General features: G+C 73.7%; 10 protein-coding genes. 3 read left to right on the plus strand and 7 right to left on the minus strand.

Going from position 1 to position 13,122, the window contains the following annotated elements; all coding sequences use genetic code 11:
- The first annotated feature begins 144 nt into the window (after positions 1-144).
- Complete coding sequence (locus AC1Q5D_RS02370) at positions 145-579, plus strand: RDD family protein (RefSeq protein WP_481736956.1); 435 nt, start codon at positions 145-147, stop codon at positions 577-579.
- A 135-nt stretch (positions 580-714) separates the two neighbouring features.
- Here the strand turns inward: AC1Q5D_RS02370 and AC1Q5D_RS02375 are convergent, their stop codons facing one another.
- From AC1Q5D_RS02375 to lipB, 3 genes are read right to left on the minus strand one after another with little or no spacing between them, the layout of a single operon-like run.
- Complete coding sequence (locus AC1Q5D_RS02375) at positions 715-1,476, minus strand: DUF4191 domain-containing protein (RefSeq protein ID WP_481736957.1); 762 nt, start codon at positions 1,474-1,476, stop codon at positions 715-717.
- A gap of 28 nt (positions 1,477-1,504) precedes the next feature.
- Positions 1,505-2,512 (minus strand): lipoyl synthase, encoded by a 1,008-nt coding sequence (gene lipA / locus AC1Q5D_RS02380; protein WP_481736958.1) that lies wholly within the window; start codon positions 2,510-2,512, stop codon positions 1,505-1,507.
- Entirely contained in the window at positions 2,509-3,189 is a 681-nt protein-coding gene (gene lipB, locus AC1Q5D_RS02385) for a lipoyl(octanoyl) transferase LipB (protein WP_481736959.1), read from the minus strand. The genes lipA and lipB overlap by 4 nt, the downstream gene beginning before the upstream one ends.
- 95 nt (positions 3,190-3,284) lie before the next feature.
- Here lipB and AC1Q5D_RS02390 point away from each other — a divergent pair, with 95 nt between their 5' ends.
- Positions 3,285-4,877: a serine/threonine-protein kinase gene (locus AC1Q5D_RS02390; protein ID WP_481736960.1), complete on the plus strand. Its 1,593-nt coding sequence runs from the start codon at positions 3,285-3,287 to the stop codon at positions 4,875-4,877.
- The gene (locus tag AC1Q5D_RS02395) at positions 4,874-8,488 is read left to right on the plus strand and encodes a S41 family peptidase (protein WP_481736961.1); all 3,615 of its coding nucleotides are present in this window, start codon (positions 4,874-4,876) and stop codon (positions 8,486-8,488) included. The genes AC1Q5D_RS02390 and AC1Q5D_RS02395 overlap by 4 nt, the downstream gene beginning before the upstream one ends.
- A 92-nt stretch (positions 8,489-8,580) precedes the next feature.
- Here the strand turns inward: AC1Q5D_RS02395 and AC1Q5D_RS02400 are convergent, their stop codons facing one another.
- The 4 genes from AC1Q5D_RS02400 to lpdA form a co-directional block, all read right to left on the minus strand.
- Positions 8,581-9,018: an OsmC family protein gene (locus AC1Q5D_RS02400; protein ID WP_481736962.1), complete on the minus strand. Its 438-nt coding sequence runs from the start codon at positions 9,016-9,018 to the stop codon at positions 8,581-8,583.
- Positions 9,019-9,146: 128 nt separating this feature from the next.
- Positions 9,147-9,497: a hypothetical protein gene (locus AC1Q5D_RS02405; RefSeq protein ID WP_481736963.1), complete on the minus strand. Its 351-nt coding sequence runs from the start codon at positions 9,495-9,497 to the stop codon at positions 9,147-9,149.
- A gap of 155 nt (positions 9,498-9,652) precedes the next feature.
- Positions 9,653-11,386, minus strand: a complete 1,734-nt coding sequence (gene sucB, locus AC1Q5D_RS02410) for a 2-oxoglutarate dehydrogenase, E2 component, dihydrolipoamide succinyltransferase (protein WP_481736964.1) — start codon at positions 11,384-11,386, stop codon at positions 9,653-9,655.
- A 149-nt stretch (positions 11,387-11,535) separates the two neighbouring features.
- Complete coding sequence (lpdA, locus tag AC1Q5D_RS02415) at positions 11,536-12,915, minus strand: dihydrolipoyl dehydrogenase (protein ID WP_481736965.1); 1,380 nt, start codon at positions 12,913-12,915, stop codon at positions 11,536-11,538.
- Positions 12,916-13,122 lie beyond the last annotated feature (207 nt).

The raw sequence follows: 13,122 nt of genomic DNA on the forward strand, positions 1-13,122 counted from the left end.
CCGCCCGTTGTCGCCACCCAGCCTAGCCCCCGGGGGTTAACCGGCCGTCACGCAATTGTTTCCCCCGTGTAACACGGCCGATACCGGGAGTGGTCCCCGCCACGCCGGGCCGCCGACCGGCCGGGGCGCCGATACCCTAGAGGGGTGGAACGCAAGGATTTCGGCTCCTGGCTCGAGGGCCCGCCCCAACTCAACGGCCAGCAGTGGCCGGGCCAGCGGCTGGGGCGCCCCGCCGACGGCCCCGGCAGCATCGCACGGTTCGGCCGGCGCCTCGGGGCACTGGTCATCGACTGGGGCCTGGCCATGCTGGTCTCCGGCCTGTTCTTCGGCGGGGACGGCTTCGCGAACCTGGCCGTGTTCGCCGGCACGCAGCTGCTCTTCGTCGGGGTCACGGGGCACTCGATCGGCCACCGCGCCCTCGGCATGCAGGTCCAGGGCATGGACGGCCGGGCGGCGACGCCGCTCGCCGTCGCCCTCCGCACGGCCCTGCTCCTGCTCGTGGTCCCGCCGCTGTTGGCCGACGCGGACCAGCGCGGCCTGCACGACCGCGTGGCCAAGACCGTCCTCGTGCGCATCTAGCGGGGCCCGCCCGCGCCCTGCGCCGTCGACGGCGTCGACGGCGGAGCCGCCGCGGTCCGGAACGCCGACGCCGCCCCGGACGCCGGAGAGGCCCGGACCCCTCGGGGTCCGGGCCTCTTGCGTGGTCCGTGCGGCTTAGCGCCCGCGCATGGCGCGGCGGTCGGGGCGGGCCCGCATCGGGTCAATGCCCTTCGGGATCGGCGGCTTGGCGCTGCCGAGCGTGCTGATGCGCTTGTCGACCGCGTGCACCTCCTGGCGCGTGATGGCCTTGGGGAGCTTCTTCATCGTCTTCGCCACCTCGGCGAGGGGGGTCTGGCCCTCCTGGCTGCCCGCGTTGACGACGTGGATCGGCACGTTGGGCAGCACGCGGCCGAGCCGGCGGCGCTCGGCCTCGACCAGCTGCCGGACGCGGCCGGTCGGGCCCTCGGTGACGAGGACGACGCCCGGGCGGCCGATCGCCAGGAACACGAGGTCCTGCGTGCGCGGGCTGATCGCGACTGGCTGCTCCTTGAGGATCCAGCCGCGGCGCAGGACGCTCATGGCCGCGCCGGAGGCGCCCTGGCGGCCCTCCAGCTGTGCGAACGCCGCCTTCTCGGCCCGGCGGGACATGATGAAGACGGCGGCGAGGAGGCCCAGCGGGATCGCCACGAGCAGCATGGTGATCCAGTTGTTGACCAGGAGGCCCACGAGCAGGCCGACGGCCAGGACGCCCAGGAACGCCAGCAGCATCAGCCACACGACGCTGGGGTCGTGGCGGCGGGTCATCTGGAAGACCTGGCCGAGCTGCTTCAGCCGGCCGGGCTCCTTGGTGGCCTTCTCGGCCTTGGGCTTGCGGGAGAACAGGCCCCTCTTCGGGGATCCGGCGTCCTGCGCGGGGTTATCGGTGGTCTTGGCCATAGTGACTCCAGTCTACCGCCAGCGCCGGTCAGCGCGCCGCCTGCAGGAGGGTGGCCGCCTCCTGCCGGGTGCTGCCCGACTCCTCGATGTGCGACAGCTCCTCGGGGATCGTCAGGCCCTTCTTGCGCATGGCGCCGGCCCAGAGGCGGCCGGCGCGGTAGGAGGAGCGCACGAGCGGCCCGCTCATGACGCCCAGGAAGCCCAGCTCCTCGGCCTCCTCGGAGAGCTCGACGAACTCCTGCGGCTTGACCCAGCGCTCGACCGGGTGGTGCCGCTCCGTCGGGCGCAGGTACTGCGTGATGGTGAGCAGGTCGCAGCCGGCCTCGTGGAGGTCGCGCATCGCCTCGGAGATCTCCTCGCGGGTCTCGCCCATGCCCAGGATCAGGTTCGACTTGGTGATCATGCCCCGGTCGCGGCCGTGGGTGATCACGGCCAGGGAGCGCTCGTAGCGGAACGCCGGGCGGATCGACTTGAAGAGGCGCGGGACGGTCTCGACGTTGTGCGCGAAGACCTCGGGCGCGGAGTCGCAGATCGCGTCCAGGTACTCCGGCTTGCCGGAGAAGTCCGGGATCAGCAGCTCGACGCCGGTGCCGGGGTTCATCCGGTGGATCTGGCGGACGGTCTCCGCGTAGAGCCACGTGCCCTCGTCCTCCAGGTCGTCGCGGGCGACGCCGGTGACGGTCGCGTAGCGCAGGTCCATCTTCTTGACGCTCATCGCGACCTTGAACGGCTCGGCGCGGTCCAGTGCCGCGGGCTTGCCGGTGTCGATCTGGCAGAAGTCGCAGCGGCGGGTGCACTCGGAGCCGCCGATGAGGAACGTGGCCTCGCGGTCCTCCCAGCACTCGAAGATGTTGGGGCAGCCGGCCTCCTCGCAGACCGTGTGCAGGCCCTCCGTCTTGACCTGCTTCTTCAGCTCGACGTATTCGGGGCCGATGTTGACCTTGGCCTTGATCCAGTCGGGCTTGCGCTCGACGGGGGTGGCGGCGTTGCGCTGCTCGATGCGCAGCATGCGGCGTCCTTCGGGGGCGACGCTCATGACAGGACTCCTTCGGGTGCCTCGGTGGGGGCCTTGAGTGCGGGGGGGAGGATGGCCTCGAGTTCCGCCTGGACGCGGTCGACCACGTCGGCGGGGGTGACCGTGCGGCCGGACTCCAGGGAGATCGTGGTGACCCCGGCGTCGGTGATGCCGCAGGGGACGATCTGCTGGTACGGGGCCAGGTCGTGGGAGCAGTTCAGCGCGAACCCGTGCATGGTCACGCCGTGGTCCACGCGGATGCCGATGGCGGCGATCTTCCGGTCGGGCGCGAGTCCCTCGCCCTCGACCCAGACGCCGGAGCGGCCCTTGATCCGGGTGCCCTTGATGCCGTACTCGGCGACCACGCGGATCAGCACCTCCTCGAGGCGCTCCACGTAGTCGCGGATGCCGGCCCGGCTGACGAGCTCGACGATCGGGTAGCCCACGAGCTGGCCCGGCCCGTGCCAGGTCAGCTTGCCGCCCCGGTCGACGTCGATGACCGGCGTGCCGTCCTGCGGCAGGTCTTCGGGTTCGGTGCGCTTCCCGGCCGTGTAGACGGCCGCGTGCTCGAGGAGGAGCACCTCGGGGCCGCGGGATCCGGCCGCGACCTCCGCGTGAATGGTCCGCTGCAGCTCCCAGGCCTCCATGTAGTCCACGAAGTCCGGGGCGAGGCCCAGCCGTTGGAAGTTCAAGGTCATGCGTTCCAGCGTACGCCGCCGCCCCGCGAGGCCCGAAACCCGAGACCCTGTGGATAACCCCGGTTCCGCGGCGCCGCGTCCGGTAGAACGGTGGCATGGACTCCGCGCAGCCGCACGAATCCCCGGGCACCGGGGCGGACCCCGCCCTTCCGCGTGCGGCCGGGCTGCGCGTGGAGCGGCTGGTCGGCCGGGGCGGCACCGGCAGCGTGTACGTCGCCACCGACCTCGCGGCCGGCGGGCGCCTGGCCCTGAAGACCGGTGCCGGTGGCGGAGCGGAGCCGCTCGCGCGGGAGGTCGACGTGCTGCGCGCGATCGAGCACCCGCACCTGGTCAGGGTCCACGGCACGGTCGAGACGACGGCCGGTCCGGCCGTCGCGATGGACTTCCTGCCGGGCGGATCCCTCGCCGACGTCGTGGCCGCCCGCGGACCCATCCGGCTCGGGGAGTGCGTGACCGTGGTCGCCCCCATCGCGCAGGCGCTCGCCCACCTCCACTCCGCTGGGGCCGTGCACGGGGACGTCGCGCCGGGGAACATCCTCTTCTCGGCGTCCGGGCGGCCCCAGCTGGCGGACTTCGGGTTGGCCGGGCTCGTGGGCGACCCCGGGCCGGAGGGCGGAACGCCGGGGTTCCGCGCGCCGGAGCCGAACGACCCGCGCCGCCTCAACCCGGCGGGGGACGTGTTCTCCCTGGCGGCCGTGGCCTGGTTCGCCCTCACCGGGCGGACCCCCGCGCCCACGCGCGTGCGTCCGCCGCTCGGCACCCTCGTGGAGCGCATCCCCGACGACTTCGCCCGCCTCCTCGAGGAGTGCCTCGACGAGGACCCCTCCGCCCGTCCCGCGGCGGCCGACCTCGCGGTCCGGGTCTTCTGCGGGGCCGCGCCCGAACCGGTCTCCCTCGTCGAGTCCGTCCATCCCGACGCGCTGGAGGACATGGTGACCCGGACGGGGCCGGCGGCGGCCCGGGGCCCGCTGCGCCGCCTGGCCTCGGCCCTCCCCGGGCGCGGCCGGGCCTGGGCGGCGGGCGCCGCCGTCGTGCTGCTCGCGGCGACCGTGGCGGTGGGGGCGCGCCTCCTGGGGCAGGACGCGGCCGCGGTCCCGCCCGCGGCACCCGACGCCGGCGCCGGCACGGCCCCCGCGGCCGGCGACCCCGGCGGGACCCAGAGCCGCACGTCCGGCAGGGCCCCGGCCCCGGTGCCGTCCCCGGGAGCCACCGATCCGGGCGCCACCGAGCCGGGCCCAGAGGGCCCGTCGGGGTGGGGCGCCATCGCCGTTCCGGGGCAGCCGGCCCGGGCCGCCGTCGCCCTCGCCTCCCGGCGGGACGCGCTCCTGTCCGCCGCGGACCCGGCCGGGCTGGGGGCGGTGCACGCGCCCGGGGGAACGTCGGCCCGCGCCGACGCGCGGACCCTCGAGCGCCTGCGGGACGGCGGGATGCGCTACCGGGGGCTGGAGACGGAGCTCGGGGACGTGGAGGTGCGCTCGAGCGCCACCGGCCGGGCGGCCGTTGCCGCCACGAGCACCATCGCCCCCTACCGGGTCGTCGACGCCGCAGGGGAAACGGTCGAGACCGTCCGGGCGCCGACCGTCCAGCGCATCGTCCTGGAGCTGCGCCGCGTCGACGGCGAGTGGCGGATCGAGCGCGTGCGGGACGGCCGGGGCACCGCGGAGCCGCTCGGTAGGATCGGGGAATGACGTCCACGAGCTACCTGCGCCATCCCGCCCTGCACCACGACCTCCTCGCGTTCGTCGCCGAGGACGACGTCTGGCTCGCCCCCGTCGCCGGCGGACGGGCCTGGCGCCTCTCCGCCGCCGGACGGCCCATCAGCCACCCGCGGTTCTCGCCCGACGGGACGCACCTGGCGTGGACCACCGAGGTCGACGGCGGCATGGAGGCGGTCGCCGCCCGGGTCGACGGCGGCGGATACCGCCAGCTCACCCGATGGGGCCAGCCGAACACGCGGGTGCGCGGGTTCACGCCCGCCGGCGAGGTCGTCGTCGTCAGCGCCCACGGGCAGGGCGACACGCGGCTGACGTGGGCGCGCGCCGTTCCCCTGGACGGCGGCCCGGCGCGGCTGCTGCCCTACGGACCCGTGAACACGCTGGCCTGGGGCCAATCCGTCGGCGACGACCGGCCACTGGTGCTCGGCACCGCCCTCAGCCGCGAGCCCGCGCACTGGAAGCGCTACCGCGGCGGCACCGCCGGCAAGCTGTGGATCGACCGCGACGGCGGGGGAGGGTTCACGCGCCTCCTGCCCGACCTCGACACGAACCTGGCGGACCCCACCTGGGTCGGCCGCCGCATCGCGTTCCTCTCCGACCACGAGGGGTACGGCAACGTCTACTCGGTCGCGCCCGACGGCACGGACCTGCGCCGCCACACCGACCACGACCGTTTCTACGCCCGGCACCTGTCCTCGGACGGGGACCGGCTGGTGTACCAGCACGCGGGCGACCTCCTGCTGCTCGAGTCCCTCGAGGCGGAGCCCCGGCCCGTCCCCGTCACGCTGGCCTCCGCGGGGCAGGCCCGCCGCCCGCGCCGGCTGGACGCGTCAGCCCACCTGGCCGACACGGTGCCCGACGCGACGGGCGCCGCGAGCGTCGTCGAGACCCACGGGACGCTGCACCTCCTGCTCCACCGGCGGGGGCCCGCCCGCGCCATCGCCGCCGAGGCCGGCGTCCGCGCCCGGCTCGGCCGCCCGGTCGGGACCGACCGGGTCGCCTACCTGGCGGACCGCGGCGGGGAGGAGGCACTGTTCATCGCCCCCCTCGATGCCACTCCCGCCCCGCCCGCCGGCGGGGGCCCCGGCGCCGGGTCCGACGGCACGGCGCCCGACGGCGCGGAGCAGCCGGGAGCCGACGCCCCGGACCGCGGCACCGACCGGCCCCGGGGCGAGGGCCCCGCCGCCTCCGAAGCCGGGGGCCAGGACGACGGGGACGGGGAGGCCATCGTCCTGCCGCAGCCCGTCAGCGCGGCCCGGGTCACCGGCCCCGTGGAAGGCGGGGACGACCGGGGCGGCCGCCCCGGCGGCGCGACGCCCGGGGACTCCACGCCCGACGGCGGCGCCGCGGCAGGCGAGTCCGGCGACGGCACGGTCGACGGGGCCACGCCACCCACGGACGCGCCCGACACCGGCACGGCCGAGGGCGGCGACGCCACCGGCACGGTCCGCCGGGACCTGCCGGGTTCGGGGCGCGTCCGCAGCCTCGAGGCCAGCCCGGACGGAGCCTGGGTCGCGATCGGCACCGAATACGGCGAGGCCCACCTGTTGGAGACGGCCACCGGCCGGACCACCGACCTCGGACGGAGCCGCCACGGGGCCATCGACGGCTTCGCGTTCTCCCCGGACTCCGCGTGGGTGGCCTGGGCCGAACCCGTCGCGGCGTTCGCCGGGCGCACCCGCATCCTCCTGGCCCCGACCGCCGGTGGCGACGCCATCGAGGTGACCGACGGGCGCTTCGCCGACCACTCGCCGTCGTTCACGGCGGACGGCCTGCACCTGGCGTTCCTGTCCGAGCGCAGCTTCGATCCCGTCTACGACACGCACGGCTTCGACCTCGCGTTCCCCGCGTCGACCAAGCCCTTCCTGGTGCCGCTGGACTCCGAGACGCCCAGTCCGTTCGGTCCCGCCCCGTACCGGCCGGAGGACCCCTCCGGCACCGGGCCGGACCGCGACCCGAAGCAGGCGCCCGCCACCAGCGTGGATGCCGAGGGCATCGGGCAGCGGCTCGTCGCCGTGCCCGTCCCGCAGGGCCGCTACACGCGACTGACCGCGGTGCCCGGGGCGCTCCTGTGGCTCGCCGACGACTCGACGGGTGTCCTCGGCGACGGGCGCGCCCCCGACGAGCGGGAGCCCGCGTTGCGCCTCGAGCGCTTCGACCTCGCCGAGCGCGCCGCGCAGACCCTCGTCGACGCGCTCGCCGACTACCGGGCCAGCGGAGACGGGACCCGCCTCGTCTACCGGCACGAGGGCACCGTGCGCAGCGTTCCCGCCGACAAGAAGGTCGACGACGGCGACCCGGCCTCCCACGCCGTGGACCTGGACCGGATCCGCGTGGACCTCGACCCCGTCGCCGTCTGGGGCCAGGCGTTCGACGAGGCCTGGCGGCTGCAGCGGGACTTCTACTGGGACGCCGGGATGGCCGGCGTGGACTGGGAGGGCGTGCGCGCGGCGTACCGGCCGCTCGTCGGGAGGCTCGGCGGCCACGACGACCTCGTGGACCTGCTGTGGGAGATGCAGGGCGAGCTCGGCACCTCCCACGCCTACGTGACGCCCCGGCCCGTGGAGCCGGAGGCCGGGCGGCAGGGGCACCTGGGGGCCGACCTGGTCCTCCGGGACGGCCTGTGGCGGGTCGCGGCCGTCCTGCCCGGCGAATCGTCCGACCCGCAGGCCGCGTCCCCCCTGGCGGCGCCCGGCGCCGCCGTGCGCGAGGGCGACGCGATCCTGGCGGTCGACGGCGTCGCCGTCCCGCGCGCGGGCGGCCCCGAGGCGCTGCTGGGCGGCGCGGCCGGCCGCACGGTGGAACTCACGGTGCAGGACGGGCCGCGGGGCCGGGAGGGACGGGTGCGGCGCGTCGCCGTCGTGCCTGTCCGCGACGAGCAGCGGCTGCGCTACCAGGCCTGGGTCGCCTCCAACCGGCGCACCGTCCGGGAAGCCTCCGGCGGCGCGTTCGGCTACCTGCACGTCCCGGACATGATGGCGAACGGCTGGGCCCAGCTGCACCGCGACCTGGACACCGAGACGGAGCGCGACGCGCTGGTGGTGGACGTGCGCCGCAATCGGGGCGGGCACACGTCGCAACTGGTGGCCGAGCTCATCGGCCGCCGCGTCCTGTCCTGGAGCGTGGCGCGCGAGCTGCGCACCGGGACCTACCCGGCCAACGCCCCGCGCGGCCCGATCGTCGTGCTCACGGACGAGTGGGCGGGCTCCGACGGGGACATCATCACGCAGGTGGCCAAGATGCGGGCCATCGGGCCGGTGGTCGGCGTGCGGACCTGGGGCGGCGTCGTCGGCATCGACATGCTCTTCACCCTGGCTGACGGCACCGGAGTCACCCAGCCCCGCTACGCCACCTGGTTCACCGGCGGGACCGGGCTCGGCGTCGAGAACCGGGGCGTCGAGCCGGACATCGAGGTGGTGTTCCCGCCGCACGCCCACGCGGCGGGGGAGGACCCGCAGCTGGAGCACGCCGTCGGGATCCTCCAGGAGATGCTGCGCGAGATCCCCACCCAGCGCCCCCCGGAGTCCGTCGAACGGGACTTCTCCGCGGGAACGCTGCCGCCCCGCCCCCAGGACCGGACGTAGGGGCGGGCACGGAAACGGCGGCGGGGGAGAGGGGGGAAAGGAAACGGCTCCCCCCCCTGGCCCCACCGGTTCCCCGCCGCCGTCGTGCCGGCTCAGGAGCCCAGCGTGGCCTTGAGCGTGATGCTCGGGACGGACGCGAGCGCCTTGGACACGGGGCAGCCGTCCTTCGCCGCCTCGGCCGACTTCTGGAAGGTCTCCTCGTCGATCCCGGGGACCGTGGCCGAGAGCGTCAGCCGGATGGCGGAGATCCGCGGGCCGTCGGACGTGTCGAAGTCGACCTCGGCCCGGGTCTCGAGCCGCTCGGGAGGGAAGCCCGCCTCCTTGAGGATGTTGCTGAGCGCCATCGAGTAGCAGGAGGTGTGCGCCGCGGCGATGAGCTCCTCGGGGCTCGTCTTGCCGACGGTGTCCTCGGCGCGCGCCTTCCAGGTCACTTCATACGTGCCGAGCCCCGAGGTCTCGAGCGTCGTCTGGCCGCTGCCGGTGGATAGGTCGCCGCTCCAGACGGTGCTGGCCGAACGCGTGGTGGCCATGTGGTCCTCCCTTCGTCGTGTCCCGGCGGACGCCGCCGGACGGGACCATCGTAGGGACGGGGCGCGGGGAAGCAACAGGCCGCCGGAAGACACCCGTGGGTGCCCGCCGGCGGCCTGCGGCGCGGGAACTAGCTCCAGAGGGTCGCGACGGCGATGTTGATCAGCGCCAGCCCGCCCACGGCATGGGCCAGGCCCGTGGGGACCTCCTGGCCCTTCTTGACCTTGGAACGGCCGATCCAGGCGGCGACCAGGATGGCGATGGCGATGACGGCCTTCACGGCGACCCACGCGTTGTTCATGGAGCCCCCGCCCATCTCCACGAGCCCGACCATCGCCAGGCCGGTGATCACCTGGGTCCATGCACCGATGAACTGCCACAACCCCACCGTCGGGGTCTTGAAGCGGGCCAGCCAGCCGCCGAAGATCGCGGCCGCGCCGAGGATGTGCAGGAAGAGCAGGATCATGGAGACAACAGTCATGCCCCCAGCATAGGCCGTTTCGACACGCCGTCGAAAAGTCCCGGGAGCGGGCCGGCCCGGGCCCGGGGCCGGGCGGGCGGGCCGGTCCGGGGCCCGTGAACGCGCAAGGGCCGCCGCCCCCCGTGGGGGGGCGGCGGCCCTTGCGAAGCCGGGGCCTAGAGACCGAGGTCGGCCTCGAAGGCGCCATCCTCCAGCCGCTTGCGCAGCGTCATGAGGAAGCGGCCGGCGTCCGCGCCGTCGACCAGCCGGTGGTCGTACGTCAGGGACAGGTACATCATGTGGCGGATGGCGATCGTGTCGTCGCCCTCGGCGTTGGTCACCACGACCGGGCGCTTGACGATCGCGCCCGTGCCCAGGATCGCGACCTGCGGCTGGTTGATGATCGGGGTGTCGAACAGCGCGCCCACCGAACCGATGTTGGTGATGGAGAACGTGCCGCCGGACAGCTCGTCCGGGCCGATCTTGCCGCTGCGGGTGCGGGAGGCGACGTCGGCGATCCGCCCGGCCAGCCCGGCCAGGTTGAGGTCGCCGGCGTTCTGGATCACCGGAACCAGCAGGCCCTTCTCGGTGTCCACCGCGATCGCCAGGTGCTCGGCGTCGTGGTACGTGATCTGCTGCTGGTCCTCGTCGTACTCCCCGTTCAGCTTCGGGTGCTGCTTCAGCGCCTCGGCCACGGCCTTGGCGATGAACGGAAGGTAGGTCAGCTTCGTGCCGTTGACGGCCTCGAAGTTGGCCTTGGCCGCGTTGCGCAGCTTGGCGATGCGCGTGACATCGACCTCGTGGACCTGCGTCAGCTGGGTCGAGATATCCAGCGACTCGCGCATGCGGCGGGCGATGACCTGGCGGATGCGCGGGGCCTTCTCCTGGGTGCCGCGGAGGCTGGAGGGCTTGACCGCCGGGGCGGCCTGCGGGCTCTGCGTCGGCTGCCCGGAGGCGGCCGGGGCGGCCTGCTGCTGCTTCTGCTGCTCGATGGCGGCTTCGACGTCCTGCTTGCGGATGCGGCCGCCGACCCCCGTGCCCTTGACCGTCGACAGGTCGACGTCGTTCTTGGACGCCAGACGGCGCACCAGCGGGGTCACGTAGCCGTCGCCTCCACCGGCCTGCTCCTCCTGCTGGGGAGCGGCCTGCTTCGGCGCCTCCTCCTTGGGGGCCTCCTGCTTCGGGGCTTCCTCCTTGGGGGCCTCCTGCTTGGGGGCTTCCTCCTGGGGGGCCTCCTGCTTCGGCTCCTCGGCCTTCGGGGCGGCCGCGCCGCTCCCCACGATGGCAAGCACGGAACCGACCTCGGCCGTCTCGTCCTCGCCCACGCGGATTTCCTGCAGCGTGCCGGCGACCGGCGACGGGATCTCGGTGTCGACCTTGTCGGTGGAGACCTCGAGCAGCGGCTCGTCGACGGCGACCTCGTCGCCGACCTGCTTCAGCCACCGCGTGACGGTGCCCTCGGTGACGGACTCGCCCAGCGCGGGCAGCGTCACCTCCTGGCCCTCGCCGGAGCCCCCACCCTGCTGCGGCTCGTCGGCCTCATCGCGGGGCTGCTCTGCCGGCTCCTCCTGGGCCGGCTGCTCCTCCTGCTGCGGCTCCTCGGCAGCGGGCTCTTCGGCCGCCGGCTCCTCCTGGGCGGACTCCCCGCCGGCGTCGGAATCGCCGGAGCCGGAACCGTCCCCGATGCGCACCAGCGGCGCACCCACGTCGGCGGTCTCGTCCTCGGCCACGAGGATCTCCTCGACGACGCCGGCGACGGGCGAGGGAACCTCGGTGTCGACCTTGTCGGTCGAGACCTCCACCAGCGGCTCGTCGACCTCGACGCGGTCGCCGACCTGCTTGAGCCAGCGCGTCACGGTACCTTCGGTGACGCTCTCCCCGAGGGCGGGCAAGTTCACGGTTTCAGACATTTCGTCCCCGTTCTCCTTTTAAAAAGCATTTCGTTCTGTCTTGGCGGCCGGCGGCGCGAGGGAAGCGGCCAAGTGAGGCGTTGGGTCGAGCTTAGACCACCCGCGTCCGCCGCCCTTGGCCGGCGGATGCGGGGGGCTCGCCCCGTCGGCTAGCCGTGGAGCGGCTTGCCCGCGAGGGCCAGGGCGGCCTCGCCCAGGGACTCGTTCTGCGTGGGGTGCGCGTGGATGAGCTGCGCGACGTCCTCCGGGTAGGCCTCCCAGTTGACGATGAGCTGGGCCTCGCCGACCTGCTCGCCGATGCGGCCGCCGATCCCGTGGACGCCCACGATGGGGCCGTCCTTGACGCGGACCATCTTGATGATGCCGCTGGTGCCCAGGATCGAGGACTTGCCGTTGCCGGCCAGGTTGTATTCCTGGACCTGGACCTGGTCCTCGCCGAACTTCTCCTTGGCCTTCGGCTCCGTGTAGCCCACGGACGCGATCTCCGGCTCGCAGAAGGTCACCTTCGGGATGTTGATGTCCTCGACGACGACCGGGTTCTGGCCGGCGATCTCCTCGGCGACGAAGATGCCGTGCTGGTAGCCGCGGTGGGCCAGCTGCAGGCCGGGGACGATGTCGCCGATCGCGTAGATGTTGCCGACGCCCGTGTGCAGGCGCTCGTTGGTGATGACGAAGCCGCGGTCGACCGTCACGCCCTGCTCCTCGAAGCCCAGGCCCTCCGTGACCGGGCCGCGCCCGACGGCCACGAGCACCATGTCGGCCTCGAACACCTTGCCGTCGGCCAGCGTGACCTTCGCGCCGTTCTCGTCCTGCTCGACCTTGTCGAAGAAGACGCCCGTGTTGGACTTGATGCCGCGCTTCTTGAAGGCCCGCTCGAGGCTCTTGATGATGGCCGGGTCCTCGTTCGGGACCAGGCTCGGCAGGCCCTCGACGATGGTGACGTCGACGCCGAACGACTTCCAGACGGAGGCGAACTCGACGCCGATGACGCCGCCGCCGAGCACGATCGCGGACTCCGGCAGCGAGTCCATGTTCAGGGCCTCGGTGGAGGTCAGGACGCGGCCGCCGATCTCGATGCCGAGGGTCTTCGAGGTCGATCCCGTGGCCAGGATGATGTTCTTGCCCTTGTACTGCGTGCCGTCGACGTCGACGGTGTCCTGGCCGACGAGGCGTCCGTTGCCCTCGATGACCGTGACCTTCTTCATCTTCAGCAGGCCGGAGAGTCCCTTGAACTTCCCGGCGACCACACCGTCCTTGTACGCGCGCACCTTCGCCATGTCGATGGACTCGAGCGTGGAGTTGATGCCGTACTTGGCGCCCTCGCGCGCGTTCTCCGCCAGCTCGGCCGAGTGCAGGTACGCCTTGGTCGGAATGCAGCCCGTGTGCAGGCAGGTGCCCCCCAGCTTGGCCTTCTCGACCAGGCCGACCGTGAAGCCCAGCTGCACCGCGCGCAGGGCCGCGGAGTAGCCGGCGCTGCCGCCGCCGAGAATGAGGACGTCGAATTCTTGCGTTGCTGCCGATTCGGCCACGTGAACGCTCCCTCGTAGATGTGGTCCCCGCGGTACGGGAACCTGGGTAGGTGCGGACGCCAGGGGGCTTGCCTGCCGCCGTTCCGGTGATCTGTCGAGAGACACCCTATCCGCACACCACAGGGGGTTCCACACCGAGCGACCGGCGCGCCGGAACCGCGTGACGCACCCCGCGGACGCCTGCGCGGCCGGTCACACCGGCCGCCC

The organism is Arthrobacter paludis, assembly GCF_056782315.1.

Bases quoted from the DNA above. Each gene is read 5' to 3' on its own strand.
- AC1Q5D_RS02375 (WP_481736957.1), bottom strand. From the start codon at position 1,476: ATGGCCAAGACCACCGATAACCCCGCGCAGGACGCCGGATCCCCGAAG.
- lipA (WP_481736958.1), bottom strand. From the start codon at position 2,512: ATGAGCGTCGCCCCCGAAGGACGCCGCATGCTGCGCATCGAGCAGCGC.
- lipB (WP_481736959.1), bottom strand. From the start codon at position 3,189: ATGACCTTGAACTTCCAACGGCTGGGCCTCGCCCCGGACTTCGTGGAC.
- AC1Q5D_RS02390 (WP_481736960.1), top strand. From the start codon at position 3,285: ATGGACTCCGCGCAGCCGCACGAATCCCCGGGCACCGGGGCGGACCCC.
- AC1Q5D_RS02395 (WP_481736961.1), top strand. From the start codon at position 4,874: ATGACGTCCACGAGCTACCTGCGCCATCCCGCCCTGCACCACGACCTC.
- AC1Q5D_RS02400 (WP_481736962.1), bottom strand. From the start codon at position 9,018: ATGGCCACCACGCGTTCGGCCAGCACCGTCTGGAGCGGCGACCTATCC.
- AC1Q5D_RS02405 (WP_481736963.1), bottom strand. From the start codon at position 9,497: ATGACTGTTGTCTCCATGATCCTGCTCTTCCTGCACATCCTCGGCGCG.
- sucB (WP_481736964.1), bottom strand. From the start codon at position 11,386: ATGTCTGAAACCGTGAACTTGCCCGCCCTCGGGGAGAGCGTCACCGAA.